Source organism: Erwinia pyrifoliae DSM 12163 (genome assembly GCF_000026985.1).
Lineage (GTDB): Bacteria > Pseudomonadota > Gammaproteobacteria > Enterobacterales > Enterobacteriaceae > Erwinia > Erwinia pyrifoliae.
Genome location: NC_017390.1, coordinates 3,159,923 through 3,185,539 on the forward strand (window position 1 = coordinate 3,159,923; position 25,617 = coordinate 3,185,539).

The 25,617-nt window shown below is 54.7% G+C and carries 17 protein-coding genes and 1 pseudogene; 7 read left to right on the forward strand and 11 right to left on the reverse strand.

All coding sequences use genetic code 11. The annotated features are described in order from the left end of the window. Positions 1–39: 39 nt before the first annotated feature. Positions 40–628 (forward strand): annotated as a pseudogene (ddpX, locus tag EPYR_RS19500) (D-alanyl-D-alanine dipeptidase). Here ddpX and thyA read toward each other — a convergent pair. From thyA to rppH, 4 genes are all read right to left on the reverse strand, one after another. After that, positions 606–1,400, reverse strand: a complete 795-nt coding sequence (gene thyA / locus EPYR_RS14445; RefSeq protein ID WP_012669110.1) for a thymidylate synthase — start codon at positions 1,398–1,400, stop codon at positions 606–608. The pseudogene ddpX and the gene thyA sit on opposite strands and share 23 nt — an antisense overlap. Next, on the reverse strand, positions 1,397–2,275 hold the full coding sequence (gene lgt, locus EPYR_RS14450) for a prolipoprotein diacylglyceryl transferase (RefSeq protein WP_012669111.1): 879 nt from the start codon (positions 2,273–2,275) through the stop codon (positions 1,397–1,399). Before lgt ends, thyA begins: the two co-directional genes overlap by 4 nt. A 143-nt stretch (positions 2,276–2,418) precedes the next feature. Then, positions 2,419–4,665, reverse strand: coding sequence for a phosphoenolpyruvate--protein phosphotransferase (gene ptsP / locus EPYR_RS14455; RefSeq protein WP_012669112.1), 2,247 nt, complete (start codon positions 4,663–4,665; stop codon positions 2,419–2,421). A 12-nt stretch (positions 4,666–4,677) separates the two neighbouring features. Then, a complete protein-coding gene (gene rppH, locus EPYR_RS14460) occupies positions 4,678–5,205 on the reverse strand; it encodes an RNA pyrophosphohydrolase (RefSeq protein ID WP_012669113.1) in 528 nt (175 codons plus the stop codon). A gap of 684 nt (positions 5,206–5,889) precedes the next feature. On the opposite strand from rppH, the gene mutH reads away from it, so the two are divergent. The 4 genes from mutH to EPYR_RS14480 all read left to right on the forward strand — a co-directional run bounded on the left by mutH (position 5,890) and on the right by EPYR_RS14480 (position 9,161). Then, positions 5,890–6,576, forward strand: coding sequence for a DNA mismatch repair endonuclease MutH (gene mutH, locus EPYR_RS14465; RefSeq protein WP_012669114.1), 687 nt, complete (start codon positions 5,890–5,892; stop codon positions 6,574–6,576). 110 nt (positions 6,577–6,686) lie between these two features. Continuing rightward, the gene (locus EPYR_RS14470; RefSeq protein WP_012669115.1) at positions 6,687–7,397 is read left to right on the forward strand and encodes a TerC family protein; all 711 of its coding nucleotides are present in this window, start codon (positions 6,687–6,689) and stop codon (positions 7,395–7,397) included. 160 nt (positions 7,398–7,557) lie between these two features. Further along, a complete protein-coding gene (locus tag EPYR_RS14475) occupies positions 7,558–7,773 on the forward strand; it encodes a YgdI/YgdR family lipoprotein (protein WP_012669116.1) in 216 nt (71 codons plus the stop codon). 347 nt (positions 7,774–8,120) lie between these two features. Further along, positions 8,121–9,161, forward strand: coding sequence for an NADP(H)-dependent aldo-keto reductase (locus tag EPYR_RS14480; protein ID WP_012669117.1), 1,041 nt, complete (start codon positions 8,121–8,123; stop codon positions 9,159–9,161). Between the two features lie 70 nt (positions 9,162–9,231). Here EPYR_RS14480 and lplT read toward each other — a convergent pair whose 3' ends face one another. Both lplT and aas read right to left on the reverse strand, forming a co-directional pair. Further along, positions 9,232–10,437: a lysophospholipid transporter LplT gene (gene lplT, locus EPYR_RS14485; protein ID WP_041474038.1), complete on the reverse strand. Its 1,206-nt coding sequence runs from the start codon at positions 10,435–10,437 to the stop codon at positions 9,232–9,234. Then, positions 10,418–12,589 carry a bifunctional acyl-ACP--phospholipid O-acyltransferase/long-chain-fatty-acid--ACP ligase gene (gene aas / locus EPYR_RS14490; protein WP_012669119.1) on the reverse strand — a complete coding sequence of 724 codons (2,172 nt, stop codon included), beginning with the start codon at positions 12,587–12,589 and terminating at the stop codon, positions 10,418–10,420. The genes lplT and aas overlap by 20 nt, the downstream gene beginning before the upstream one ends. Positions 12,590–12,891: 302 nt before the next feature. On the opposite strand from aas, the gene EPYR_RS14495 reads away from it, so the two are divergent. Both EPYR_RS14495 and EPYR_RS14500 read left to right on the forward strand, forming a co-directional pair. Further along, the gene (locus tag EPYR_RS14495; protein ID WP_012669120.1) at positions 12,892–14,103 is read left to right on the forward strand and encodes a hypothetical protein; all 1,212 of its coding nucleotides are present in this window, start codon (positions 12,892–12,894) and stop codon (positions 14,101–14,103) included. A gap of 406 nt (positions 14,104–14,509) precedes the next feature. After that, positions 14,510–15,544: a hypothetical protein gene (locus tag EPYR_RS14500; protein ID WP_012669121.1), complete on the forward strand. Its 1,035-nt coding sequence runs from the start codon at positions 14,510–14,512 to the stop codon at positions 15,542–15,544. Between the two features lie 91 nt (positions 15,545–15,635). Here EPYR_RS14500 and EPYR_RS14505 read toward each other — a convergent pair whose 3' ends face one another. The 5 genes from EPYR_RS14505 to EPYR_RS14525 form a co-directional block, all read right to left on the reverse strand. After that, entirely contained in the window at positions 15,636–15,824 is a 189-nt protein-coding gene (locus tag EPYR_RS14505) for a hypothetical protein (RefSeq protein ID WP_012669122.1), read from the reverse strand. Between the two features lie 86 nt (positions 15,825–15,910). Continuing rightward, positions 15,911–19,009, reverse strand: coding sequence for an efflux RND transporter permease subunit (locus tag EPYR_RS14510; protein ID WP_012669123.1), 3,099 nt, complete (start codon positions 19,007–19,009; stop codon positions 15,911–15,913). Then, complete coding sequence (locus tag EPYR_RS14515) at positions 19,006–22,161, reverse strand: multidrug efflux RND transporter permease subunit (RefSeq protein WP_012669124.1); 3,156 nt, start codon at positions 22,159–22,161, stop codon at positions 19,006–19,008. Before EPYR_RS14515 ends, EPYR_RS14510 begins: the two co-directional genes overlap by 4 nt. After that, the gene (locus EPYR_RS14520) at positions 22,158–23,390 is read right to left on the reverse strand and encodes an MdtA/MuxA family multidrug efflux RND transporter periplasmic adaptor subunit (RefSeq protein WP_012669125.1); all 1,233 of its coding nucleotides are present in this window, start codon (positions 23,388–23,390) and stop codon (positions 22,158–22,160) included. The genes EPYR_RS14515 and EPYR_RS14520 overlap by 4 nt, the downstream gene beginning before the upstream one ends. Positions 23,391–23,674: 284 nt before the next feature. After that, a complete protein-coding gene (locus EPYR_RS14525; RefSeq protein WP_012669126.1) occupies positions 23,675–25,390 on the reverse strand; it encodes a penicillin-binding transpeptidase domain-containing protein in 1,716 nt (571 codons plus the stop codon). Between the last annotated feature and the right edge of the window lie 227 nt (positions 25,391–25,617).

A 25,617-nucleotide genomic window follows, 5' to 3' on the forward strand; every position in this document is an offset into this window, starting at 1 on the left:
TTAACGTTAAGATGCGGCTTCCAAAAGGGGGAAATATTGATGCCTGATACCGAGCTGGTCGACATCAGCGTCGCGCTGCCGCAGGTGAGGATCGCTTAAAAGTACGCCACGGCAGACAATATCACCGGGCAGGCTATCTATGGTGAAGATCGCTGTCTGCTGCATCCTGATGCTGCCCTGGCGCGCAGCGTGCACATTGTACAGCTGGCAGGTTTTACCCTGTTGATTTACGACGCGTACCGTCCACAGCAGGCACAGCAAAATTTATGGCTGTCCTGTTCGGACCCGGACTATGTTATCCCGCCTGACGAGGGTTCAAACCATTGTCGCGGTACGGTGGTGGATGTGACGCTGGTGGACAAGGAAAGCAGGGTTGTTGATATGGGAACCGGGTTCGACGAGATGCATCCGCGCTCTCATGCGTATCATCCTGCTGTGCCAATGCAGGCTCTGCGTCATCGCCTGTTGCTGAACGCGATCATTGTTTGGTGGGGGATTCTGTGGCATTGCCACCGAATGGTGGCATTTTGAACGACCTCAGGCGGCAAGCTATCCGTTGCTGCCTGAGCAGTTTGCCTGCTACCCGCCGAAATCAGGGGGGAGCTTCAGATGGCCACCGGCGCTTTAATCGCCGGGTGCGGATCGTAACCTTCAATCTCAAAATCGTCGAAACAATAGTCAAACAGCGAGGCCGGTTTACGCTTAATCACCAGTTTTGGCAACGCGCGCGGTTCACGCTGCAGCTGTAAACGAGCCTGTTCCAGGTGATTGCTGTACAGGTGGGTATCTCCGCCGGTCCAGACAAAATCGCCCACTTCGAGGTCGCACTGCTGCGCGATCATGTGTAACAGCAAAGCATAGCTGGCAATGTTGAACGGCAGACCGAGGAAAATATCGCAAGAACGCTGATACAGCTGGCAGGAGAGCTTCCCCTGCGCCACGTAGAACTGGAAAAAGGCGTGGCACGGCGCCAGCGCCATCTGCTCCAGCTCGCCGACATTCCAGGCCGAAACAATAATACGCCTTGAGTCAGGATCGCTTTTAAGCTGTTCGATAACCTTGCTCAACTGGTCAATCTGTCGCCCGTCTGCGGTTCCCCAGCTGCGCCACTGCTTGCCGTAGACCGGGCCGAGATCGCCGTTTTCGTCCGCCCATTCGTCCCAGATCGACACCTTATTTTCTTTCAGATAAGCCGTATTGGTGTCGCCATTCAGGAACCACAAAAGCTCATGAATAATCGAACGCAGATGGCACTTTTTAGTGGTGACCAGCGGAAAGCCCTGTTGCAGGTTGAAACGCATCTGGTGGCCAAAGATTGACAGCGTACCGGTGCCGGTACGATCGTCTTTCGGCGTGCCCTGCTCAAGCACATGCTGCATTAATGCCAGATACTGTTTCATTTTGCCTCTCGAATTCGTTGCTGCGGGCGACGACGATACGCCCAAATCATCATAATCACTCCGGCCAGGATCATCGGCAGCGACAGGATCTGCCCCATGCTGATGCCGCCAAACAGGCCAAGCTGCTGGTCGGGCTGACGGAAAAACTCAACGATAATGCGGAACGCGCCGTAACCAATAAGAAAAAGCCCGGATACTGCGCCCATCGGACGGGATTGGCGAATAAACAGGTTAAGAATGATAAACAGCACCACGCCTTCCAGAACCAGCTCATAAAGCTGTGAAGGGTGACGCGGCAATACGCCCCAGGTTGCCAGCAGCTGCTGCCATTCGGGGTGTGTTGCTACCAGCGCGATATCTTCGCTACGTGAGCCGGGGAACAGCATCGCCCACGGCAGGTTCGGGTCAACGCGACCCCACAGTTCGCCGTTAATGAAGTTGCCGAGACGACCCGCCCCGAGGCCAAACGGGATCAGCGGCGCGATAAAATCAGCGACCTGGAAGAAATGACGTTTGCTGCGGTGAACAAATACCAGCATCACCACGATAACCCCAATCAAACCACCGTGGAATGACATGCCGCCATCCCAGACTTTGAACAAATACAGCGGGTTTTCAAGGAACAGCGGCATATTGTAAAACAGCACGTAGCCAATACGCCCGCCAAGAAAGACCCCAAGGAAACCGGCATACAGCAGGTTTTCCACTTCTTCCTTTTTCCAGCCGCTGCCCGGCTTGTTGGCACGGCGCACCGCCAGCCACATGGCGAAGACAAAGCCCACCAGATACATCAGCCCGTACCAGTGCAGTGAAACCGGTCCGATGGAGAAGATCACCGGATCGAATTGAGGGAAAGCCAGATAGCCGTTATTCATCTTTCACCATTATTAAAGTCAGTCTTGACGGGGAGCCGTGCGCCAAAGGCGATATAAGAAGGCGCGGATCATAGCATAAAGCGAGTTATTCAGGTTCGGGGAACGGTAAACTTTGTCAGGCATCATCACCGGGCGGCGCTGTTTCAGCGGCCGCCTCTGATTAATCCGCCCAATCCATGCTGCTCCATAAAGCTGACCACATGATGGCGCACTTCGCTGGCAAGCTGCGCTTCCAGCCCGCGCTGGGCCAAAAGTTGGGCTTCTTTCAGTTCAATATGGCGCAGCAGATACTTCACGCGCGCCACGTTACGGCCATTCATGCTGAGGTGGTGATAGCCAAGGCCAACTAACAGCACCACGCACATGGGGTCACCGGCCATTTCGCCACACAGGCAAAGCTCAATGCCGGCGTGCCGGGTGGCTTCAGCAATCGCTTTCAGCGCGCGCAGCATCGCCGGATGCAGGCTGTCGTACAGGTTGGCCACGCGGGTATTGTTGCGGTCTACCGCCAGCAGATACTGGGTTAAATCGTTGGTCCCAATCGAGACAAAATCAACCCGCTGCCGGAGCTGGTCGATCATAAAGATCATCGACGGCACTTCAATCATGATGCCGAGGCGAGGCAGCGGGATGGCGTAACCCAGCATCTCTTCAACTTCACGCGCGGCGCGGTCCAGCAGCTTGCGGGCTTCGTCGATCTCCTCAAGGCTGCTGACCATCGGCAGCAAAATATTGAGGTTGTCGCTGGCAACGTTGGCTCGCAGCATGGCGCGTAGCTGGACGAGGAAGATTTCAGGTTGGTCGAGGGTAAGGCGGATCCCGCGCCAGCCGAGGCACGGATTTTCCTCGCTGATCGGCATATACGGCAGCTGTTTATCTGCACCAACGTCCAGGGTACGCAGCGTGACTGGCTTATCGAGAAACAGCTGTAACATACCCTGATACTGCGCAACCTGCTCTTCTTCCGACGGAAAACCGCTTTGTAGCATAAACGGGATCTCGGTGCGGTACAGCCCAACCCCATCCACCCGGTTGCCCAAAACCTGTTCATGTTCGGCGCTCAGTCCCGCATTAAGCATCACCTTGACCTGCTCACCGCTTTTTAACGTGCCGGGCAGGAAAACGTTATCTTCTGCCAGCTGGCTCAGCTCGTTTTCTTCGCTGATCAACCGCTGATACTCCTGTACCAGCACCGGTTCAGGATCGACCAGCAGCTCGCCGCGATAGCCGTCGACGATCAGCAGGCGGCCGTTCATCAGTTCAGGTTGAATATCGGCACCCATTACCGTCGGAATGCCCATCGCGCGCACCATAATGGCCGCATGCGAGTTGGCAGCCCCGTCGCGTACTACCACGCCCACGAGGCGATCGTGCGGCAGTTCAGCCAGGGTAGTGGCGGTCAGCTCATCAGCCACCAGCACAAAACGCTCAGGCCAGGTGTTGGTGCCCTGCATAGTGTCATCAAGGTGAAACAGCAGGCGCTGACCAAGAACGCGCAGATCCCCTGCCCTTTCGCGCAGATAGCTGTCCTGCAGGCTGGCAAACTGGGCGGCAAATTTCTCTACCACTTTTTTCACCGCCCATTCGGCAACCGAACCGGCATCGATCTCCTTCTGCAAATCCTGCTTCAGGCGCGCATCGCTCAGCAGGTGAGAATAGAGATCGAAGATTGCCGCGCTCTCTTTGTGCATACTGGCCGTGAAACGCTTGCTGTAGCGGCGGAATTCGTTCGAGGCTTCGCTCAGCGCCAGCGCCAGACGCTCACGCTCGCGCACCGTGTCCAGCGTTGAAGCGGAGAAGACGTTCTCCAGAGAGGGCTGACTGGAGTCAACCCAACCTTTGGCAACAGCAACGCCGGGAGCGGCTGCCAGCGCGCGGATACGGGTTTGTCTGTACTGGCCAAACAGGGCATTAAGCTGGGACTGTGAGAGTAGCCCCGCCATCTGGGTGGCCAGCGTGACCAGAAAAGATTCTTCACTTTCGTCAAACTGGCGGTGCTCACGTTGCTGTACCACCAGCACGCCCAATAGCTGACGTCTGCTGATAATCGGCACGCCAAGAAAAGAACGGAAACGCTCTTCTTTGACCGAGGGAACGTATTTAAAACTGGGGTGTTTCTGTGCGTCGGCGAGGTTGATAGGCTCTGCCAGCCGGCCAACCAACCCGACGATCCCCTCATCAAAGGCAAGTGCGACCGTGCGCCCACGCGGTTTCTTCAGCCCGCGCGTTGCCATCAGGTAGTAGCAGCGGCGGTCGTGGTCGGCAAGATAGACCGAGCAGACCTCGGTATCCATCGCCAGACAAATTTCGTTAACCAGGATATCCAGCGCCTCGGTAAGCCGGGGCGCTGCCGCCACTTTTTCAACTATTTCGCGCAGCTGTGTGAGCATAATCTATGTGGCTTAACCTCTCTTTCGTCGATAACCTGGCGTATTTCTCTGTACGGCACTCTCCTGCAGGGGCATGACCACGCCAGCGAACTCTTTCATTACGCGACGATAAACATCACGTTTAAAAGAGACGACCTGGCGAACCGGATACCAGTAGCTCACCCAGCGCCAGCCGTCGAACTCTGGCGTGCTGCTGGTTTGCACATTGATATCCGCGTCATTGCACATCAGCTGCAGAAGGTACCACTTCTGTTTTTGGCCGATACAAACCGGCTTTGTGTCCCAACGCACCAAACGTTTCGGCAACTTATATCGTAACCAGTTACGGGTCGCGGCAAGGATACGAACATCCTTGCGGTTCAGGCCGACTTCCTCGAAAAGCTCGCGGTACATCGCCTGCTCCGCAGTTTCACCAGGATTAATCCCGCCCTGAGGAAACTGCCAGGAGTGCTGACCAAAACGCCTGGCCCACAAAACCTGCCCCTGCCTGTTACAAATTACGATACCCACATTCGGGCGGTAGCCATCATCATCGATCACCGGACTACCTCAAACTAAAACTGGATGTTCTGATTGTTTCATACTCCTTACAGACGGTAAACCACTGCTTTTACACGATCCTGCTGAATCAGGCTGGGATAACTGTTGGCAAATCGCAAAGTTATGAACAGAATTGCGGATAAAAGAGCGATCTTATTCACGTTTTCTGTGGATAGCTTTGTGTAGAACTCTGTTAACAGATGGGGAAAACTTTACTCACAGCACAGTGTACTTTTGCACAACATAAAATTAAACGCATATTTATCAACGATATTTATCATAAATTGCCGCTTTTACGCCCGCTGTCATACCGCTGTCATATCAACCTGAACCGTCACTGGTGAAAGATCGAACGCTTACTACGTTATCCACAGAATATGTCGATTAGTTAGGCTGGATCAGGTTAAAACTTGAGAAAAATGCCCGCGTCAAGGCTGTAAATGGAAACAGTATGGGCTTTACCTGTGAGTTATCCCACTTTTCTGTGGATAACTACCCCGGTGATCCTGTTCATTCCCGGTGACAAGCCGGGTAAAACCGCCGCGCATTGTCAATGTTCAGGCGGCTGATGCCATAAAAAAACGCCATATATCATGCTATTATTAGCGTTACCCCCAGTTCCAGAATGGAAAGGAGCGGCGCAAATAAAAAGCGCCTGTTTTTTGAACAATAACGGAAGCGATAATGAACGCTGAGATTGATCGGATCCCCCCACCACAAAATGAAGATGAGTTGCTGGCGCGAGCCAGCGCACTGGCGGGCTACACGCTTGGGGAACTGGCGTTGCGCATCGGTTTACCTGTTCCGCGTGATTTGAAGCGCGATAAAGGCTGGGTCGGCCTGCTACTGGAACGTTATCTTGGTGCCAACGCCGGCAGCAAACCGCAGCAGGATTTTGCCGAGATTGGCGTAGAGCTGAAGACGATTCCGGTTGATGCCGCAGGCCGCCCGCTGGAAACGACCTTTGTCTGCGTGGCACCGCTGACCGGTAACAGCGGAGTCACCTGGCACAACAGCCACGTCCGGTATAAGCTGGCACGGGTGTTGTGGGTTCCGGTAGAAGGCGAGCGCAGCATTGAGCTGGTGCAGCGGCGCGTTGGTGCTGCATTGCTATGGAGCCCGAATGCAGACGAAGAACGGCAGCTGCAAAGCGATTGGGAAGAGCTGATGGATATGATCGTGCTGGGCAAGGTGGATCAAATCACTGCCCGCCACGGTGAAGTGCTGCAAATCCGCCCAAAGGCCGCCAACAGCAAAGCGCTGACTGAAGCGATTGGCCGCAACGGGCAACCTGTCATGACGCTGCCGCGCGGCTTTTACCTGAAGAAAACCTTTACCGCTCCACTGCTTGCCCAGCACTTTTTGTTATGACCGCACTGGCGGAATGCACGCTAAAAAAATGCAGTAAAATTTTCATGCTGCAATCAACCTGCGTATAATCTTCGTTTATATTTTGTTTAAGTTTAAGGTGTAACGAAATAATGTTTGAATGGATTGCCGATCCCAACGCATGGTTAGCCCTCGGAACGTTGACCGTCCTCGAAATCGTTCTCGGTATCGATAATATTATCTTCCTTTCGCTGGTGGTGGCGAAGCTACCGAAGCACCAGCAAAATACCGCCCGCCGTCTGGGTCTGGCCGGTGCGATGCTAATGCGCCTCGGTCTGCTGGCTTCCATTGCCTGGGTTATCCGCCTGACCGACCCGCTCTTTACCGTGATGGATCACGACTTGTCCCTGCGCGACCTGATACTGCTGGGCGGCGGACTGTTCCTGCTGTGGAAGTCAGGTATGGAGATTCATGAAACTATTGAGGGCGGTTTTGACGAGCACAAAACCAACGTGCATTCGTTCATGGGTGCCATCGTACAGATTATGCTGCTGGATATTATCTTTAGCCTCGATTCGGTGATCACAGCGGTTGGCCTGTCCGATCATTTGATTATTATGATGGCCGCAGTGGTAATTGCGGTGATGGTGATGATGTTTGCCGCGCGGACTATTGGCGGTTTTGTTGAACGTCATCCGTCGGTAAAAATGCTGGCGCTGGCGTTTCTCATCCTCGTTGGCTTCACATTAATACTCGAGAGCTTCCGCATTCATATTCCGAAAGGTTACATCTATTTTGCTATGTTCTTCTCCATGGCGGTAGAAAGCCTGAATCTGTTACGTAACAAAAAACAGCCCCGCTGACATTGTTCCGCTACCCTGGCCAGTCGCCGGGGTAGCACGGACAGATGTGACGGGTTTGTCCTTCGTCACTCCTTTTTTCGGAATCATACTGTTAATCTGACAAGTAAAAGCGTTTATTACTACACTTAGAGTTTGCTCTGAGAAATGCAGGGAGATGAATATGAAGTGGTTTTTTGACGCAGCGGTGCTGGGCATTGCCGTGATGATTAGCGGCTGTAGTAGCGATTACGTGATGGCGACCAAAGACGGTACAATGATCATGACCGACGGAAAGCCCCAGATTGACAAAGAGACCGGGCTGGTGAAATATACTGATCAATCCGGTCATGAACTGCAAATCAACGGTGATGAAGTCTCTTCTATGGTTGAACGTTAATCCGCGTTTTGTTACCTGGTAACGCACGATGACAGGTGCCAGCTACCGATTTTCCCGCTCCGTCGCATCTTCCCCCATCCGCCCGGCGCGGTTATTTACCCAAGTCATTCGAGTTGCAGGACAAATAGCAACGCGTTTCTGAGCAGCACGGGTGCTGCCTGCTTAGGGGGAAGGCTCCAACCTGAGCCGGGTAAATAAGAGCAGCCAGCGCATCTTTAGCCTGGAATATGACGGGTATCATCGCCCCCGGGTTTTGGCCGCGTGACGCGCTATCCCGCTGGTAGCAACCCCCTGTTGCGCACGTAGCTTAAGTCCCTGACCTTCGCCTAATCAAAAGGAAGCCCGCAATGCATTACCACCGTATTCCCCACAGTACCCTGGAAGTCAGTTCTCTGGGGCTGGGCACCATGACATTTGGTGAGCAAAACAGCGAAGCTGACGCCCATGCGCAGCTTGACCTGGCTCTGAGCCGTGGCATCAACCTGATCGATACTGCCGAAATGTACCCGGTGCCGCCGCGCCCGGAAACACAGGGACTGACCGAACAGTATATTGGCAGCTGGCTGAAGGCCCGAGGCCAGCGCGATAAGATCGTGCTGGCTTCAAAAGTGTCCGGTCCGATACGCGGTACAGATGCCTCAATTCGCCCGAACCAGGCTCTCGACCGTAAAAACATTCGCGCCGCACTGGAAGCCAGCCTGAAACGCCTGAACACCGACTATCTTGATCTCTACCAGCTGCACTGGCCGCAGCGACAGACCAACTTCTTCGGTAAGCTGAACTATCAGTACAGCGAAGATACCTCCACGGTTACGCTGCTGGAGACGCTGGAGGCGCTGGCTGAACAGGTGCGTGCCGGTAAAATTCGCTATATCGGCGTGTCGAATGAGACGGCATGGGGGGTGATGCGCTATTTGCAGCTGGCAGAAAAACATGAGCTGCCGCGCATCGTCAGCATTCAGAACCCCTACAGCCTGCTGAACCGCAGCTTTGAGGTGGGTCTGGCGGAAATCGCCCATCATGAAGGCGTCGAGCTGCTGGCTTATTCCAGCCTGGCATTCGGTACTCTGAGCGGTAAATACCTGAACGGCGCTAAACCCGCCGGGGCGCGCAACACGCTGTTCAGCCGCTTTACCCGCTACAGCGGCGAGCAGTCACAGCAGGCGATAGCCGAGTATGTGAGCCTTGCCCACCAGCACGGGCTTGATCCATCGCAAATGGCGCTGGCCTTTGTGCGCCAACAGCCGTTTGTCGCCAGTACCCTGCTGGGCGCTACCTCGCTGGAACAGCTGAAAATCAATATCGACAGCTACGACGTCACGCTTAATGAAGAGGTTCTCGCCGGGCTGGAGGCGATTCACCGCCGCTATACCTATCCGGCACCGTAATCCCTGGCGTCGTTTTGAATGACAGTGCGTTAACCACCGGGCCGTGAACGGCCCGGTTTGCCATACGGCATCATATCTTACGGTTTTGCCGCCACTGCCAGCCCCACAGAAGAGCAATGGACAGCGCAAACAGCGCGCCAAAACCCACTCCGGTCGCCACCGCTGGCGCACCCAGTTTGATCGCCAGCGAGTAAAGCCCCAGCATCAGCAACATCGCGGTATTTTCACCGAGATTCTGTACCGCAATCGCGTTACCCGCCCCGACGCTCTCTTTACCCCGCATCTGCAGCAGCGCATTCAGCGGCACCACAAAGAAACCGCCCAGCATACCGATAATGACCAGCAGCAGATAAGCATTTACCGCATGATGTTGCAGTGAGAACACCAGCACTGCCACACCAATCAGCACTCCGGCGGGCATACAGCGCGCCACGGTTTTCAACGTCACCAGCTTCGCGGCGGCCATTGCACCGATCACGATGCCAATCGCCACCATCGCATTCAGCAGCGTTGGCGTTTTGTTATCGTCGATCCCCAATGCCACCGGAACCCACAGCACCAGCAGAAAACGCAGCGTGACGCCCGCCCCCCAAAACATGCTGGTTCCCACCAGAGAAAAACGCGTTTGCCCGTCACGCCACAGCACGGCACAAGCCTGGAAGAAGCTGACAGAGATCTTTTTAGGATGCCATGAGCGGCCAGCGCGTGCGACGGCAAGCGTTGGGATAAACAGGTTAGCCGCCACCGCCAGCCCGTACACCACGACGCAGGTCACTAGCGCCCCCGTCAGATTCCAGTCGGAGAGAAAACCTCCGGCGACGGAACCGAGCAGTATAGCCGCAATGGTCGATGACTCTATCAGGCCGTTGGCTTTCACCAGCGTATCGCCGCCGGTCAGTTCACCAAGGATGCCGTACTTCGCCGGGGAATAAGCCGCTGCGCCAATCCCCACCAGGCTATAGCCAAGGAAAGGATCAAACCCCACGCAGATGGTCAGTGCGCCCAGCAGTTTGAGCACGTTGGCAAACATCATCACCCGCCCTTTGGCAAAGCTGTCCGCCAGCTGGCCAACAAACGGTGCCAGAATGATATAGGTGGCGACAAACACCATCTGTAATACGGGCTGGCTCCAGTCGGGCCAGACCAGCTTCTTCAGCACCGCCAGGGTGGCAAACAACAGCGCGTTGTCGCCAAATGCCGACAGGAACTGAGCGGCAATCACCGCCATCATCCCTTTTGACAGCAGCGGTTTTGCCTCAGTTTGCGGATGAGTCACGACGATCCTCCGGCTGCTCCGCCATCTCGCGCAGGGTAACAAAATCAGGTTTACCGCTGCCCAGCAGCGGTAGCTGCGCCAACAGGCGAATATCTCTTGGCACGGCCAGTTCCGGGCTACCCAGTTCACGGGCGCTGTGCATCAATTGTTCACGCGTCAGCTGCGCGTCGGTGGTAAACAGCACCAGCGCCTCGCCGCGATTGCCGTCCGGTTTGATGGTGGCGGCGTGCTGTTTGTCTCCGGAGGCTTTCTGGGCTAGCTGTTCCACGATCTCCAGTGACACCATCTCACCCGCAATTTTAGCAAAACGCTTCACGCGCCCCTGGATCTGGCAGAAGCCGCTTTCGTCGAAGCTAACGATATCGCCGGTGTCATACCAGCCCGCTTCCATCTGTCCTTCACCGTTATCGGCCTGTGGTGCCTCAAGCCTGCCCGGATGTTCCACGCGCAGATAGCCTTTCATGATATTCGGGCCGCGCAACTGCAACCGGCCGCCCTGCTCAATGCCCGGCACCGACACCAGGCGTGAATCCATCCCCGGCAGGATGCGCCCCACGGTGTGAGATTTAGCGGCCATCGGCACGTTGATCGCCACTACCGGCGCACATTCCGTCACGCCATAGCCTTCCAGAATGCGAATGCCGTATTTTTCCATCCATAATTCACGCGTGTGATCCTGCAGTTTCTCCGCCCCGGCGACCACGTAGCGCAACCGGGCAAAATCATACGGGTTGGCGAAGCGGGCATAGTTGCCGAGGAAAGTCGAGGTGCCGAACAGCACGGTACAGTTCCGGTCATACACCAGTTCAGGGACGATACGATAATGCAATGGGCTGGGATACAGGAACACCTGCGCCCCGGTCATCAGTGGGGTGAACAGACCCACGGTCAGGCCAAAGGCGTGGAAAAGCGGCAGCGCCGACATAAAGCGATCGCGTGGGGTAAAGTCTGCCACGGTGCGGATCTGTTCGACGTTCGCCAGCAGGCTCTTATGCGAATGCACCACCCCTTTGGGGTGACCTTCAGAACCGGAGGTGAACAGCACCATCGCCGCGTCTTCCGGCTGTTGAGCAACCATCGCCCGCTGCGGCAGCAGCAAATGACCCATGATCCACAGTTTATCCTGAGTGGTCAGGGTATCTTTCAAATCTTCCAGATAAATCCACTTAACCTGAGTGATGCCCTGAGGCAGATGCCACAGCTTGCCTTTGTCGAGGAACTGTCGTGAGGTAAATACGGTGTTGATTTCGCCAGCGGTCAAGGCGCTGGTGAGTCCTTTAACCCCGGCGGTGTAATTCAACATGGCCGGCACGCGCCCGCGCATCGAGGCACCAAGGATTGCCGCCGCCGTCACCGTTGCGTTTGGCAGCAGCAGGCCGACATGTTCACCGGGCTGGCTGTAACGTTGCAGAATGCGCCCAACGCCAAGCGCTTTTTTCAGCAATCCGCTGTAACTGTCGGGTTTGAAATTAACGTCTTCTATACAGGGCTTAAACAGGCCGTAACGGGTACGGGCGGCGAGAAATGCCTGATACAGGGTTTCACGCGGGCGCACCGCCATGCGCGCCTCCATCATAATATGGTGGAGATGCTCTCCGGCCAGGCGGCGGCGGTCACGGGCGCGCGGTGCCTGCGGCATGGGGATGGTGGTGGCAGGCAGGACGGTCAGCGTAATGCGCGGGAACAGGCGGCGCTTGACCACGCCCCCCAGGCGGCCGAAAGGCGTGTACTCGGCCCCTTCGATACGCAGCGGCACCACGATTGCCTGTGATTTTGCCGCGACAAACCCCGCCCCATCGTAGATTTTCATCAGTGAACCGGTCACGGTGATACGCCCTTCAGGGAAAATCACCACCGGCCGTCCCTGACCAATCAGCTTGACTAAATGCTTAACCGACATCGGTTTGGTGGGGTCGAGCGGCACGAAATCGATTAGCGAACGCAACACGCGCATATACCACTGGTCACTGATGGAGGAGTAAACGGCAAACACCGGTTTTACCGGCAGGAATACCGCCAGCAGTACCCCGTCGAGAAATGACATATGATTCGGGGTGATCAACACGCGTTGTTGCGACAGGCTGGCGATATCGCCGGTTAAGCGGGTGCGAAACGCCAGACGCAACAGCACACGTAAAAAAATAAACACCATAGCCAGCCTGCTCCTTCGCAGCTAAAATTGCTTCTAAAGATGCACGATATAGCAAGAAAATTCAATATTTATAGAAGGATGATAAAGTTAATTTATAAAAGATCATCTGCGCTAACATGCTGTCAGATTTACTTAAAATCAGATCCCATGGCACGGCGCCATTAATTTTCTAAAGAAATGATTACGATTGATAATATTCCAGCACCCAAGCCATAAATCGAGCGTTTATTGATATATATAATAGGATTAATTTGATAAAAATGTCTTTCACTAAAGAAAATAAAATATTTTATAAAGACAAAATGAAAAAAAATATCTCTACAGGCAATCCAAATCCTATACGCCCCCATGATCATGCCAGCAGCTTAAAGGCCACTAAAAAACCCCCTTCCTTGGATAGAAAAAATGTTATCAATAAGATCATAAACGGTAGTAATACTCATACAGAAATAGTTAAAAAAAGAAAAAAAGGTGCAACCCAATCAAACAACGAAAATAGAAAAAAATTAAAAACATCACCGAACGATAATTTATATCTGCTGGCAGACGTTGCCACCAATGCAGATAATTCAGGCAGGACGTTAAAATCAGAACTACCATTATCTGATTTACATCTGCTGGCAGACGTTGCCACTAATGAAGATAATTCAAGCAGGACGTTGGAATCAGGACTAACATTCTCTGATTTACATCTGCTGGCAGACGTTGCCACTAATGAAGATAATTTAGATAGTTCAGATAATTCAGGCAGGACGTTGAAATTAGAACTACCATTATCTGATTTACATCTGCTGGCAGACGTTGCCACTAATGAAGATAATTCAAGCAGGACGTTGGAATCAGGACTAACATTCTCTGATTTACATCTGCTGGCAGACGTTGCCACTAATGAAGATAATTTAGATAGTTCAGATAATTCAGGCAGGACGTTGAAATTAGAACTACCATTATCTGATTTACATATGCTGGCAGACGTTGCCACCAATGTAAAAAAAGCAAGGGGAATTTTGATATCAGGCGTATCGCCCGATAATTTACCACGACCTTCCACATCCGTAGGTCAGGACAATAATTTTAGCGCAGAACCTCCATCTATATCTGTAACGCATTCGATCTCACAAGAAGAAGAAAAATACTTAAATAATCTGAAAGATGAAATAGACGCCCTCCTCATCAGCGTGACTCACCCTGCTTTCATGAAAAAAAACAACAATACCGTTCACTTTCTTGCACTCAGGAAATTTAGTGCGCACTGGAAGGAAAAATTACGAGGCTTACTCAAGTCAAATGGCCCGATTTCGCAGACATCAAATAAAGAAATCCTCTTGGAAGAAATTATACATGAACTAAAAAATCATTATAGAATGGTTATTAGAACTGCTAATTCCAACAATCAAGAAACGACCGACCTTCTGGATACACGCCTATGGTCCATGAATTTTGTAAAGGAGAGGTTAGGGTACTATTTACAGGCTGAATTGGATTTTTTTCTAAAACAATCTGACATTCGATAGGATAAATAATCCTGCCGTATTATTTTCATTCCACCCTGTGCCTGATATTTCGTGGTCTTTCACAGCCCCAGATTTTTACTTTAGCCGGGGAATGCTAATGTTAACGGTGGGATAACATGCCCGCCCTTTTTTCATGAATATCAGACGTTAACGACTATTCCCCTTTCATTGAGATCCCCAGCCGCCGCCCAGTTCCACGATCGGCTGGACGCTTAACTCGTGCCGACTCAACACTCGCTGTTTGCTTAAACTGGAACCGGCGACTGGTGCGAAACGCCAGGCGCAACAGCGCACGTAGAAAAGTAAACACCATAGTAGGCCTGCTCCATTAGCTAAAAACTGCGAATAAATACGCACGATAAAGTAACACATTTAAATATTTACAGAAGAAACATAGAGTTAACTAATGATCATTTTTATTAATGGAAATACTGACAAACCTGCTCTAAATGCCCCCCAGTTAACCCCCCTTAATATATGGCAGGATAACACCCATTTTTTTAAACGTTGCGGCATCCAAAACAAGAGACAAGCGTTTATTTATATACTCCCCGGAATAACTTTGGAAAATGAAACATCTTTCATTAAATACAAAAAAAGACAATTAAACCAATTTCACGAGGGGAAAAAAGTGCCAAATAGAATTACTCCAGACCGCCAACCCTGCATCAACACTACTGAAAGAATTACCGATGGAAAACATGTTAACGCCCCCTCCTATCCTTTTCAAAAAGGATTTACCGAGCTGACTACAAATGTCAGTAATTCTCAAAACACAATGGCCAGTAACGCGAATAAACGCCCCATCCCTTCAACTCATGAAAACAGTAAAAAATTAAAATTAAAATTAACACCAGAGTTGCGAAATAATTTACTACTACTGGCAGACGCTGCCGCTACCGTTGAAAAACATGATACAGAGGGAGAACCGAACTTACCAATCCGCCCGGATCCTAAAAGCAGAACTTTATCAATGAAGCATATGCCAAGTACAATAATGAAAGAAAAAGAAAAAAATGTTAACACAAAGTTTCTACCTACATCTAAAACCCCGTTAAGAACATCACAAGAAATAAATACATTTATCCACGAAGTGACTAACCCTACTTACATGATTAATAATGGACAGCGTAATCTCTCTCAAGAACTCATCAAATTTGAGGATAAATTGTACAAAAGAATATACTTTGAGTTCCACAGAAATAAAAAAACCGAGCATCCACTCGATGATAAGGGAGTGTGGGAAAAAATAAAAAATGACTTGATTGATTACTATAAAAGTAAGGATAAACCATTAGCTATGTGGAATACCAAACTATATCAGAAAAGAACGGATGATACTCAAAATATAACGTTAAAAACCGTAGATATGGTAAAGAACGAGTTAATGTACTATTTACGGCAAGACTTAAATTTTTTTATTGACATGATCGAGAATTAATAATCCTGCCACATCCTTTTCACTCTACGCTATATCCTGATATTTATTCAGCGTCGAATGGCCCCCGGTTTTCTGCCACCGGGGCCTGACGTTAGCTATTCCTCTTCCACTCAGAACCCCAACTGCCGCCCAGCGCCACATTCTGACTGGAGATGTGTACCTGGCGCAGCAGGCCGCTCAGCGTGGCATCCCGGTATACCGCCCACCATTCGCCCTTTTGGATATCGTCCTGCGGCCGCACTTCACGCCAGCCTTTGGCCTTTTTATAGTGCAAAGCCATCGGTGCGCCCGGGCGCTGATAATCGGAGCCTACCCTGCGGCCGCTAAGCAGCAGGGCCAGGGATAAGCCTTGTCAGTTTCATCATGTCATTCAGCATAGCGCAGACGCCGCCACTGACGTTGAGTGGCACGGCTGACGCGGTCAAGATAAAGGTACACTACCGGCGTGGTGAACAGGGTTAACAGCTGGCTGAGCATCAGGCCACCGGCAATGGCCAGCCCCAGCGGACTGCGCAAATCGGCATCACCGCCGCTGCCCAACGCCAGCGGCAATGCGCCGAAGAACGCCGCCAGCGTGGTCATCATAATCGGGCGAAAACGCAGCAGGCAGGCCTGGGTAATCGCCTGCTGCGCCGTCATGCCCTGGGTACGTTCGGCCGCCAGGGCAAAATCGATCATCATAATGGCGTTCTTTTTAACGATGCCGATCAGCAGCAGGATGCCGATCAGCGCGATCACCGTGAGCTGGGTATCGGTCAGCAGCAGCAGCAGCAGCGCCCCAACCCCGGCTGAAGGCAGCGTGGACAGGATGGTCAACGGGTGAATGTAGCTTTCGTACAGCATTCCCAGCACGATATAGACCGCCAGCAGCGCCGCGAGGATCAGCCACGGCATCGAGGCGCTCAGTTCGGCGAACGCCTTCGCCGTATCCTGGAATCCGCCCTGCACGCTATTCGGCAGGCCAATTTTCGCCATCGCGGTTTTAATCGCCGCCTGCGCCTGCTCCAGCGAAACGCCATCCTGCAGGTTAAAGGCCACCGTACTGGTGGCTGACTGGCCCTGATGGTTTACCGCCAGCGGGGCATTGGCGCCGCTGAAGCTGGCAAAGGCAGAGATCGGAATGCGGTCGCCGCTGTCGTTGATAACAAACAGCTGTGACAGTACGGCGGGATCGCGCGTCCAGCGGTCATTGACCGACATCACCACATGGTACTGATTCAGCGTTTGATACAGGGTGGCAATTTGCCGCTGGCTGAAAGCGTTATTCAGCATCTCATCCAGCATTTTCACCTTGACGCCGAGCCGGGTCGCCCGGTCACGATCGATAGCGATCATCACCTCCTGACCGCCGGTTTCCGCATCAGAATCAACGCTGGTCAGCAGCGGGATCTGCTCCAGCGCCGCTTTCACCTTCGGCGTCCAGATGCGCAGCGTATCCAGATCGTCGGCCTGCAGGCTGTACTGATAGGTGGCGTTGGCGCTGCGGCCGCCGATGTGGATATCCTGTGCCGCCATCAGGAACAGCTGCACGCCGGGGATATTCTGGGTTTTGCCACTCAGGCGGTTCGCCACCTCACTGGCATTCGCCGTGCGCTGCTTATAGTCTTTCAGATGAACAAAGAACATCGCGGTGTTGCGCGATCCAAACGCCCCGCTGCCCATTGAGGATAATACGCCGTCCACCGCCGGATCGGCGGCGATCAGGCTGGCAAACTGCTGCATTTTCGGTTCCATCGCCTGGAATGAAACATTCTGATCGGCGCGCATCATCCCCATCAGCAGCCCGGTGTCCTGACTGGGGAAAAACCCCTTCTGCACCACCGAATAGAGGAAGATATTCAGCAGCACGGTAAGGATCAGGCTGAACAGCGTCAGGCGCTGATGGCGCATCACCCAGCCCAGCGCCGCCGCATACTGTGCCAGCAGGTGATTCAGCCCCCGTTCAATCCAGCGGCTGAGCGGGGGCGGGCGGCGCTCAAGCGGCGAGCGGCGTTTTAACAGCCGTGAACAGAGCATCGGCGTCAGGCTGAGTGACACCAGCATCGAAATGATCAGCGATACGGTAAGCGTCACGGCAAACTCACGGAACAGGCGGCCAACGATGCTGCCCATCAGCAGGATCGGAATAAACACCGCCACCAGCGACAGGGTCATCGACAGCACGGTAAAGCTGACTTCCTTTGCCCCGGTGATCGCGGCACGTACCGGGCTTAACCCCGCTTCGATGTGACGGGTGATATTTTCCAGCACCACGACGGCATCATCCACCACAAAACCGGTGGCGATAATCAGCGCCATCAGCGACAGATTATCGAGGCTGTAATCCAGCAAATACATTACCGCACAGGTGCCGATTAACGACAGCGGCAGCGCCAGCGCCGGGATCACCACCGCCCTGATATCGCGCAGAAAAATAAATACCACGCCAATCACCAGCAGCGTGGCGATCAGTAACGTCTCTTCGGTATCGTACAGCGACGCCCGCACGTTCGGCGCACGGTCAACCACCATAGCCAGTTTCATATCGGCGGGCAGCTCTTTTTCAATCAGCGGCATTTGCGCCTTAATGCCGTCGATGGTTTGCAGCATATTCGCCCCGGCAGAGCGGGTAACGCCAATCATCACCGACGGCACGCCGTTGTAATAGCCAACGTTGTACTTATCCTCGACCGCATCATAGACCGCAGCCACATCGCTGAGCCGGATCGCCCGACCATTCTGGTAGCTGACTACCAGATTACGGTACTGCTTTGCCCGATCCAGCTGCCCGTTGCCGTCCACCATCCACGACTGGCGATCCCCTTCCAGCATCCCTTTTGGCCTGTTGGTGGTGCTGTTGGCAATCGCCTCACGCACCGTATCCAGCGACACGCCGTACCGGGACTGCTGCTGCGGTTGCAGATCGATGCGCACCCCAGGCAGCGCGCTGCCGCGCAGCGATACCTGCCCGACGCCGTTCACCTGAGAGATGCGCTGCTGGATTTTGCTCTCCGCCAGATCGTACAGTTCGGCACTGGTACGGGTGCTGCTGGAAAGTGCCAGCATCACGATGGGGGCATCCGAAGGGTTAGCCTTACGGTAGGTGGGCAGTGACGGCATGCTGCTGGGTAACAGGCTGCGGGCGGCGTTGATCGCCGCCTGGACGTCACGCGCCGCGCCGTTGATATCACGGTCCAGCGAAAATTGCAGGATGATGGTGCTGGCGCTTTGCGAACTCTGCGAGGTCATTTCGCTGATACCGGCAATCTGCCCCAGCGCGCGCTCCAGTGGGGTGGCTACCGTTGCCGCCATCGTTTCCGGGCTGGCACCGGGCAGGCTGGCGGTCACCAGGATGGTGGGAAAGTCCACCTGGGGCAGCGGAGCAACCGGCAGCAGCCGGTAACCCAGCGCCCCCAGCAGCAGCAGGGCCAGCATCAGCAGAAGCGTGGCCACCGGACGGAAGATAAATAGCCGGGTGATATTCATTCGGCTTGCCGCTGAACGACTTTACGCCTGAATCGTTTGCCACGCGTGGCCAGGCGATCGAACCACAGATAGATGACTGGCGTGGAGAACAGCGTCAGTACCTGGCTGAAGATCAGCCCGCCAACGATAACCAGCCCCAGCGGCTGGCGCAGTTCAGCCCCGGATCCGGAGGCCAGCATCAGCGGCAGCGCGCCGAGCAGCGCCGCCATCGTGGTCATCAGGATCGGGCGAAAGCGCAGCAGGCAGGCCTGGTGAATGGCGTCTCGCGGGCTAAGTTGCTGTTTGTTTTCCGCCTCCAGGGCAAAATCGATCATCATGATCGCATTCTTTTTGACAATGCCGATCAGCAGGATCACCCCAATCAGCGCAATCAGGCTGAATTCGGTATTGCACAGCAGCAGGGTTAGGAGGGCGCCGACCGCCGCCGATGGCAGCGTGGAAAGGATGGTAACCGGGTGAATAAAGCTTTCATAAAGAATGCCCAGCACCACATACATGGTGAGCAACGCCGCAAGGATCAGCCACAGGGTGTTGCCGGTAGCATCCCGGAACGCCGCCGTTTCTCCCTGCCAGCGCAGCGTGATACCCGATGGCTGGGCCAGCGCACGGCTGACTTCGCCGATCGCCTGCTGCGCCTGTTCCAGCGAGTAGCCGTCATTAAGGTTGAATGAGACGGTGACCGCCGGGAACTGGTTCAGGCGCATATGCACCAGCGAACCGGTGCGCAAATGGATGCTGGCAACGGAGGTCAGTTTCACCATCCCGCTGGTGGTGGTACTGGTAGAATTGCTGGTGCTGGTAGTAGAGCTGGTGGAATTGCCTGACGACGCCGCCAGCCAGATATCATCAAATGCGGCGGGTGACTGCTGGAACCGTGGTGCCACTTCCAGCACCACGCGATACTGGTTCGACTGGGTGAAAATGGTTGAGATCAGCCGCTGGCCAAAGGCGTTATACAGCGCGGTATCGACATCGGCAGCGGTGATACCGTAGCGCGCCGCCGCATCGCGGTTAAGCTCGACATACGCCACCTGCCCCCGATCCTGCAAATTGCTCACCACCGAGCTGAATTCCGGGCGCGCCCGTAACGCCGTCACCAGCTGCGGCGACCACGCCACCAGGTTTTCACTGTCAACGTCATCCAGCGTGAACTGGTAACGATTCGGGCTGACCCGATCGTTGACCGTCAGATCCTGTGCCAATTGCAGAAAAAGCTCAATGCCCGGCACCCCGGCGGTGGCCTGTTGCAGTTCGCTCATCACCATATCGGCCCGCTCATCGCGCTGCGCGAAGGGCTTCAGGTTAATCTGCATACGCCCGCTGTTCAGGCTGGTGTTCGCACCATCAATGCCCACGGTGGAAGAGAGATTCTCCACCGCCGGGTTTTGCAGAATAATCGCCGCCAGCTGCTGTTGCCGCCGCGACATCTCGCTGAAGGAAACATCCTGTGAGGCGACGGTCACCCCCTGGATCAGGCCGGTATCCTGCGCCGGAAAGAAGCCTTTCGGCACCATTAAGTAAAGCAGCGCGGTCAGCGCCAGCGTGGCCAGCGCCACCAGCAGCGTCAAACGCTGATGATTCAGCACGAGGGTTAGCAGGCGGTCGTAACCGGCAATCAGCCGGTCGAAGAACTCGCCGCCCTTGCGGTAGAAGCGCGACTGGCGTTGCGGCGGAACAGGCTGCAATAAATATGCACACAGCATCGGCGTCAGGGTCAGGGATATCACCATCGATACCAGGATTGACACCGCCAGGGTAATGGCAAATTCGCGGAACAGCCGTCCGACCACATCGCCCATAAACAGCAGCGGGATCAGCACCGCAATCAGGGAAAAAGTCAGCGAGATAATGGTAAAACCAATCTGCGCCGCCCCTTTCAATGCCGCTTCCATCGGCGTTTCGCCCTGTTCCAGGCGGCGCGAGATATTCTCCACCACCACGATAGCATCGTCGATAACAAATCCGGTGGCGATGGTCAGCGCCATCAGCGACAGGTTATTCAGGCTGAATCCCGCCAGATACATCACGCCAAAGGTGCCGACCAGCGACAGCGGCACGGCTACGCTGGGAATAAGCGTGGCCGCCACGTTGCGCAGAAACAGGAAGGTGACCATCACCACCAGCGCAATCGACAGCATCAGTTCAAACTGCACATCGCTGATGGAGGCACGAATGGTCTGGGTGCGGTCGGAGAGGACGGTTAATTTCACCCCGTCCGGCAAAGCCGCCTGCAGCGTTGGCAGCTGTGCCTTAATGGCGTCAACCACCGCGATAACGTTTGCCCCCGGCTGGCGCTGCACGCTGATAACAATCGCCGGGCTGCTGTTCGCCCACGCCGACTGGTAACTGTTTTCCGCCGCCTCGTCGATTTTTGCCACATCATGCAGGCGCAGCGCAGCCCCGTTCTGATAGGTCAGGATCAGGTTGCCGTACTGTGCGGCGCTGCGCAGCTGGTCGTTGGCATCAATGGTTACCGAGTGGTACTGCCCGTCAAAACCGCCCTTTGAGCCATTGACGTTACTGTTACTGACCAGGGTATTGACATCTTCCAGCGTCAGACCGTGTGCGGCCAGCGCGTTAGGATCGATGCGTACGCGGATCGCCGGCTGATATCCACCCGCCAGCGTCACCCTACCCACGCCTGAAATCTGTGACAGCCTGAGCGCGATACGGGTATTGACCATATCCTGCACTTTCGTCAGAGGCTGCGTATCCGAACTGGCAGCAAGGGTGATCGCCGCACTGTCCGCCGGGTTCACTTTCTTGTAGGTTGGCGGGTTGGGCAGATCGGTCGGCAGCAGGCTGTTAGCCGCGTTTATCGCCGCCTGCACTTCCTGTTCGGCCACGTCCAGCGACAGCTCCAGCGAGAACTGCAACGTGATCACCGAAGATCCGCTGGAACTGCTGGAGGTCATCTGGCTGAGGCCAGACATCTGTCCCAGCTGGCGCTCAAGCGGTGCGGTCACCGAAGAAGCCATCACATCCGGGCTGGCACCGGGATAGAGCGTGGTGACCTGTATCGTCGGGTAATCCACCTGCGGCAGCGCCGAGGTGGAAAGCATGCCGTAAGCAAAAATGCCGGAGGCAAGCACCGCCACCATCAGCAGAATGGTAGCCACCGGGCGCTGGATAAAAAGGCGTGACGGATTCATGGCGCTTTCTTGCCCCCGGCTGCGGCGCGGGTCTCTTCTGCACTGACCAGCGACACTTTGTTGCCATCGCTCAGGCGGTCGATGCCTTCAGTCACCACCTGCTCGCCCGCGCTGACGCCGGAGAGAATGGCCTGTTGATTGCTGCCGAATGCCGGGCCGGCCGTGACGGCTTTGCGCGTCACGGTGTGGTCTTTATTGATCACATAAACAAAACTGCCGTCACTGCTGAGCTGTAGCGCCTGGGCCGGGATCACCCTGGCCTGTTTCAGGGTATCGGTTTGCAGCCGCAGATTCACAAACTGGTTGGCATACAGGGTTTCGTCCCGATTGTCGAACAGCGCCTTTAGCTCAATACTGCCGGTGCTGGTATCTATCTGATTGCTGATAAACTGCACTTCGCCCTGGGCCAGCGGGCTGCTGCCTGCCTGATCGAACGCCGTGGCGGGCAGCGACTGGCCGTTATGCAGCGCCTTGAGCAGCGTCGGAATATGGCTCTGCGGCACGCTAAAGGTGACCGCCGCCGGCTGCGTTTGGGTTATCACCACAATGCCGGTGGTATCCGAGCTTTGGATCCTATTACCGGCATCCACCAGCCGCAGACCGACACGCCCGGAGATCGGCGCGGTGATACGGGCAAACTCAATATTCAGCTTCGCCGCCGCGATCTGCGCTTGAGCGGCTTCTACCGTACCGAGGTACTGCCCCACGGTGGCCGTCTGGGTTTCAAGATCCTGTCGCGCCAGCAAGTCCTGGGCATAGAGTTTTTGATAACGCGCCAACGTCAACCGGGCGCTTTTCAGCAGCGCCTGGTTCTGGCTCAGTTCGCCCTGATACTGTGCCAGCGTGGCCTGATAGCTGCGCGGATCGATCTGCGCCAGCAGCTGCCCGGCGACCACCTTTTCCCCTTCCTTAAAATAAACGTGGGTCAGCGTGCCGCTCACCTGACTGGTGACGGTGACAGTGGCGTTGGGGGTAACCGCGCCCAACGCGGTCAGATACACAGGCACATCAGCCAGCCGTACTTCCCCGGCGTGTACCGGCGTGGTCATCCCCGCCATCTGGCCTGGCCCGCCATGCCCGCGCGGGTCGCCCACAGAACCGGGACCACCGGCTGCGCTATGGTCATGCGGCCAGAAGCGCCAGACCAGGCCTGCAACAAGCACCAGCACAATAATGCAGAGAATGATGTTACGCCGTAAACACGGCTTCTTTGGGGAGATTTCGCTCATGAGACCCGGCTAATGAAATGCAGTGATAATAAATACCAGGCAGGATAATCCCCGGCGCGCAAAAACCCGGCGTAAAGGGCATGGCTCAGGCCACTTACCGATCCAAAGGTCGTTGGTAATGATTGATATTATCTTAGCTTATCTGCCGGCGTTCCATGCTTACAGCGTAAGAATTCCGTAAGAAATGCGTGATTTAATGGATGTTATCACCCTGAAATTGCGGCAAAAAACCCCGCCTGCGCGTGGTGATGGGCAGCTGACGGCGGAAAAGACGATGCTATTTTTCAACTGTGGTTGTAGAGCGCGTCGGGGGGAATATTCATATGCTTCAGCACCGGGCCAATAATATTGCCAAACACCGGCGCCGCTACCGAGCCGCCGAAGTGATCGCCCGCCGTTGGATGGTTAATCATAATCACCAGCGCCACCTGGGGATGACTGGCCGGTGCTACCCCGGCGGTGTAGTTGATATAGCCGCCGTCATATTTGCCGCTGTCGCCCATCTTTTCGGCAGTGCCGGTTTTAATTGCCAGACGGTAGCCCGGAACGGCGGCGCGTACGCCGCTACCGCCCGGCAGCGCATCACTCTCCATCATACGCACCACCGCCCGTACCGTCTGCTCATCGGCCACGCGTTTACCCAGCACCGGCGGCGTGACTTTAGTGATCGATAACGGGCGATAAACGCCAAACGAGCCGAGGGTGGCATATTCGCGTGCAATCTGTAGAGGGGTCACGCGCAGTCCATAGCCAAAAGAGAAGGTGGCGCGTTCAATATCGGCCCAGCGCTGGCGGTGCAGCGGGAAGTAGCCGACGCTCTCTCCGGTCAGGCCCAGTCCAGTCGGCTTGCCTAATCCGAACGCCTGATAGGTGTTCACCAGCACTTCGGCCGGCATCGCCAGCGCAATATGCGATACGCCGATATCACTGGATTTTTGCAGGATGCCGGTCATGGTCAATCGCGACCAGTGGCCTACATCGCGGATCAGATGGCCGTTAACCCGGTACGGTGTGGTATCCAGTACGGAATCCGGGCGCACCAGCTTGCGCGCCAGGCCTTCCATCACCACCAGCGGCTTGACCGTTGAACCCGGCTCATAGCTGTCGTTAATTGCCGCGTTGCGCATCTGCGCCGGTGAAACATCAACGAAATGGTTCGGATTAAATGACGGATAAGAAGCCATGCCGAGGATCTCCCCGGTATCGATCTTTATCAGCACCGCCGCGCCGGAATCCGCTTTGTTAAGAAGCACCCCGTCGCGCAATTTGCTGTACAGGGTGTACTGGTCAAATTTATCAATACTGAGCTGCACCGTTGGCGGTTGCTGCGGTGGCTCATAGCTGATCATCGCCACAATATTGCCGCTGGCATCCTGGCGGTATTTCTCCACGCCCGGCGTACCGCGCAACAGCTTATCAAATCCCTTTTCCAGCCCGCTAAGGCCGCTGTTCTCCGCACCAACAATACCGATCAGCGGCGCGGTGGCTTCGCTCATCGGGTAGAAACGGCTGTCGTTGTACCGGGTGCTGATACCGGCAAGGTGCAGTTTGGCGATATCTTTTGCGATCCCCAGTTCGATTTTATGGCCGAGATAAAGAAAGCGGCGGTTGGGGTTAGCGCCGATCTGAGCGGCAATTTGTTCAGGGCGCTGCTCCAGCGCATTGGCAAGGTACTGCCATTTCGCGCTGGTAAAGTCCGGATGCGCCCCCAGCACGCGCTGCGGATCGGCGATAATATCGCGCGACGGTACGCTGAGCGCCAGCGCTTCGCCGTTGCGATCCAACAACGTACCGCGACTGGTCGGTAGCGTCACGGTGCGCAACGAACGCTGGTCGGCCTCTTTTTCCAGCATCGGATGATTAATCAGCTGTAAATCCGCCACCCGCAGCAGTAAAAAAACCAGACAGGAAAACACGCCGAGGCAAACAAGCCGGAAACGCAAGGGATTAAAGGTCGGACCAGACTGGGATTTCGCCAGAGATTTTCTTAACGGCGGCATGAGTGTTCCGTTGCAGGATGTAGAATAACATTAAGGTAGTTATACAAAAAATGACAACGGGTTAAAAGATAAACTGTGTTTCAGATCGTGTGAGGCCAGGAGGCGTTCCTACGAGAAAAATATAACAGACCTGGTTTAAAAAGTTAATTATGATAATTAAACACAAATTAATAGAAAAAAAACCTAGCGCTTCTGCGCAGGCCGGTGAAATAAAGCGTAAATACTTT

Coding starts and splice junctions, on each gene's coding strand:
- thyA (WP_012669110.1), bottom strand. CDS start 1,400: ATGAAACAGTATCTGGCATTAATGCAGCATGTGCTTGAGCAGGGCACG.
- mutH (WP_012669114.1), top strand. CDS start 5,890: ATGAACGCTGAGATTGATCGGATCCCCCCACCACAAAATGAAGATGAG.
- EPYR_RS14500 (WP_012669121.1), top strand. CDS start 14,510: ATGATCATTTTTATTAATGGAAATACTGACAAACCTGCTCTAAATGCC.
- aas (WP_012669119.1), bottom strand. CDS start 12,589: ATGGTGTTTATTTTTTTACGTGTGCTGTTGCGTCTGGCGTTTCGCACC.
- EPYR_RS14470 (WP_012669115.1), top strand. CDS start 6,687: ATGTTTGAATGGATTGCCGATCCCAACGCATGGTTAGCCCTCGGAACG.
- EPYR_RS14505 (WP_012669122.1), bottom strand. CDS start 15,824: ATGGCTTTGCACTATAAAAAGGCCAAAGGCTGGCGTGAAGTGCGGCCG.
- ptsP (WP_012669112.1), bottom strand. CDS start 4,665: ATGCTCACACAGCTGCGCGAAATAGTTGAAAAAGTGGCGGCAGCGCCC.
- EPYR_RS14475 (WP_012669116.1), top strand. CDS start 7,558: ATGAAGTGGTTTTTTGACGCAGCGGTGCTGGGCATTGCCGTGATGATT.
- EPYR_RS14520 (WP_012669125.1), bottom strand. CDS start 23,390: ATGAGCGAAATCTCCCCAAAGAAGCCGTGTTTACGGCGTAACATCATT.
- EPYR_RS14525 (WP_012669126.1), bottom strand. CDS start 25,390: ATGCCGCCGTTAAGAAAATCTCTGGCGAAATCCCAGTCTGGTCCGACC.
- EPYR_RS14495 (WP_012669120.1), top strand. CDS start 12,892: ATGAAAAAAAATATCTCTACAGGCAATCCAAATCCTATACGCCCCCAT.
- EPYR_RS14480 (WP_012669117.1), top strand. CDS start 8,121: ATGCATTACCACCGTATTCCCCACAGTACCCTGGAAGTCAGTTCTCTG.
- EPYR_RS14515 (WP_012669124.1), bottom strand. CDS start 22,161: ATGAATCCGTCACGCCTTTTTATCCAGCGCCCGGTGGCTACCATTCTG.
- lgt (WP_012669111.1), bottom strand. CDS start 2,275: ATGAATAACGGCTATCTGGCTTTCCCTCAATTCGATCCGGTGATCTTC.
- EPYR_RS14510 (WP_012669123.1), bottom strand. CDS start 19,009: ATGAATATCACCCGGCTATTTATCTTCCGTCCGGTGGCCACGCTTCTG.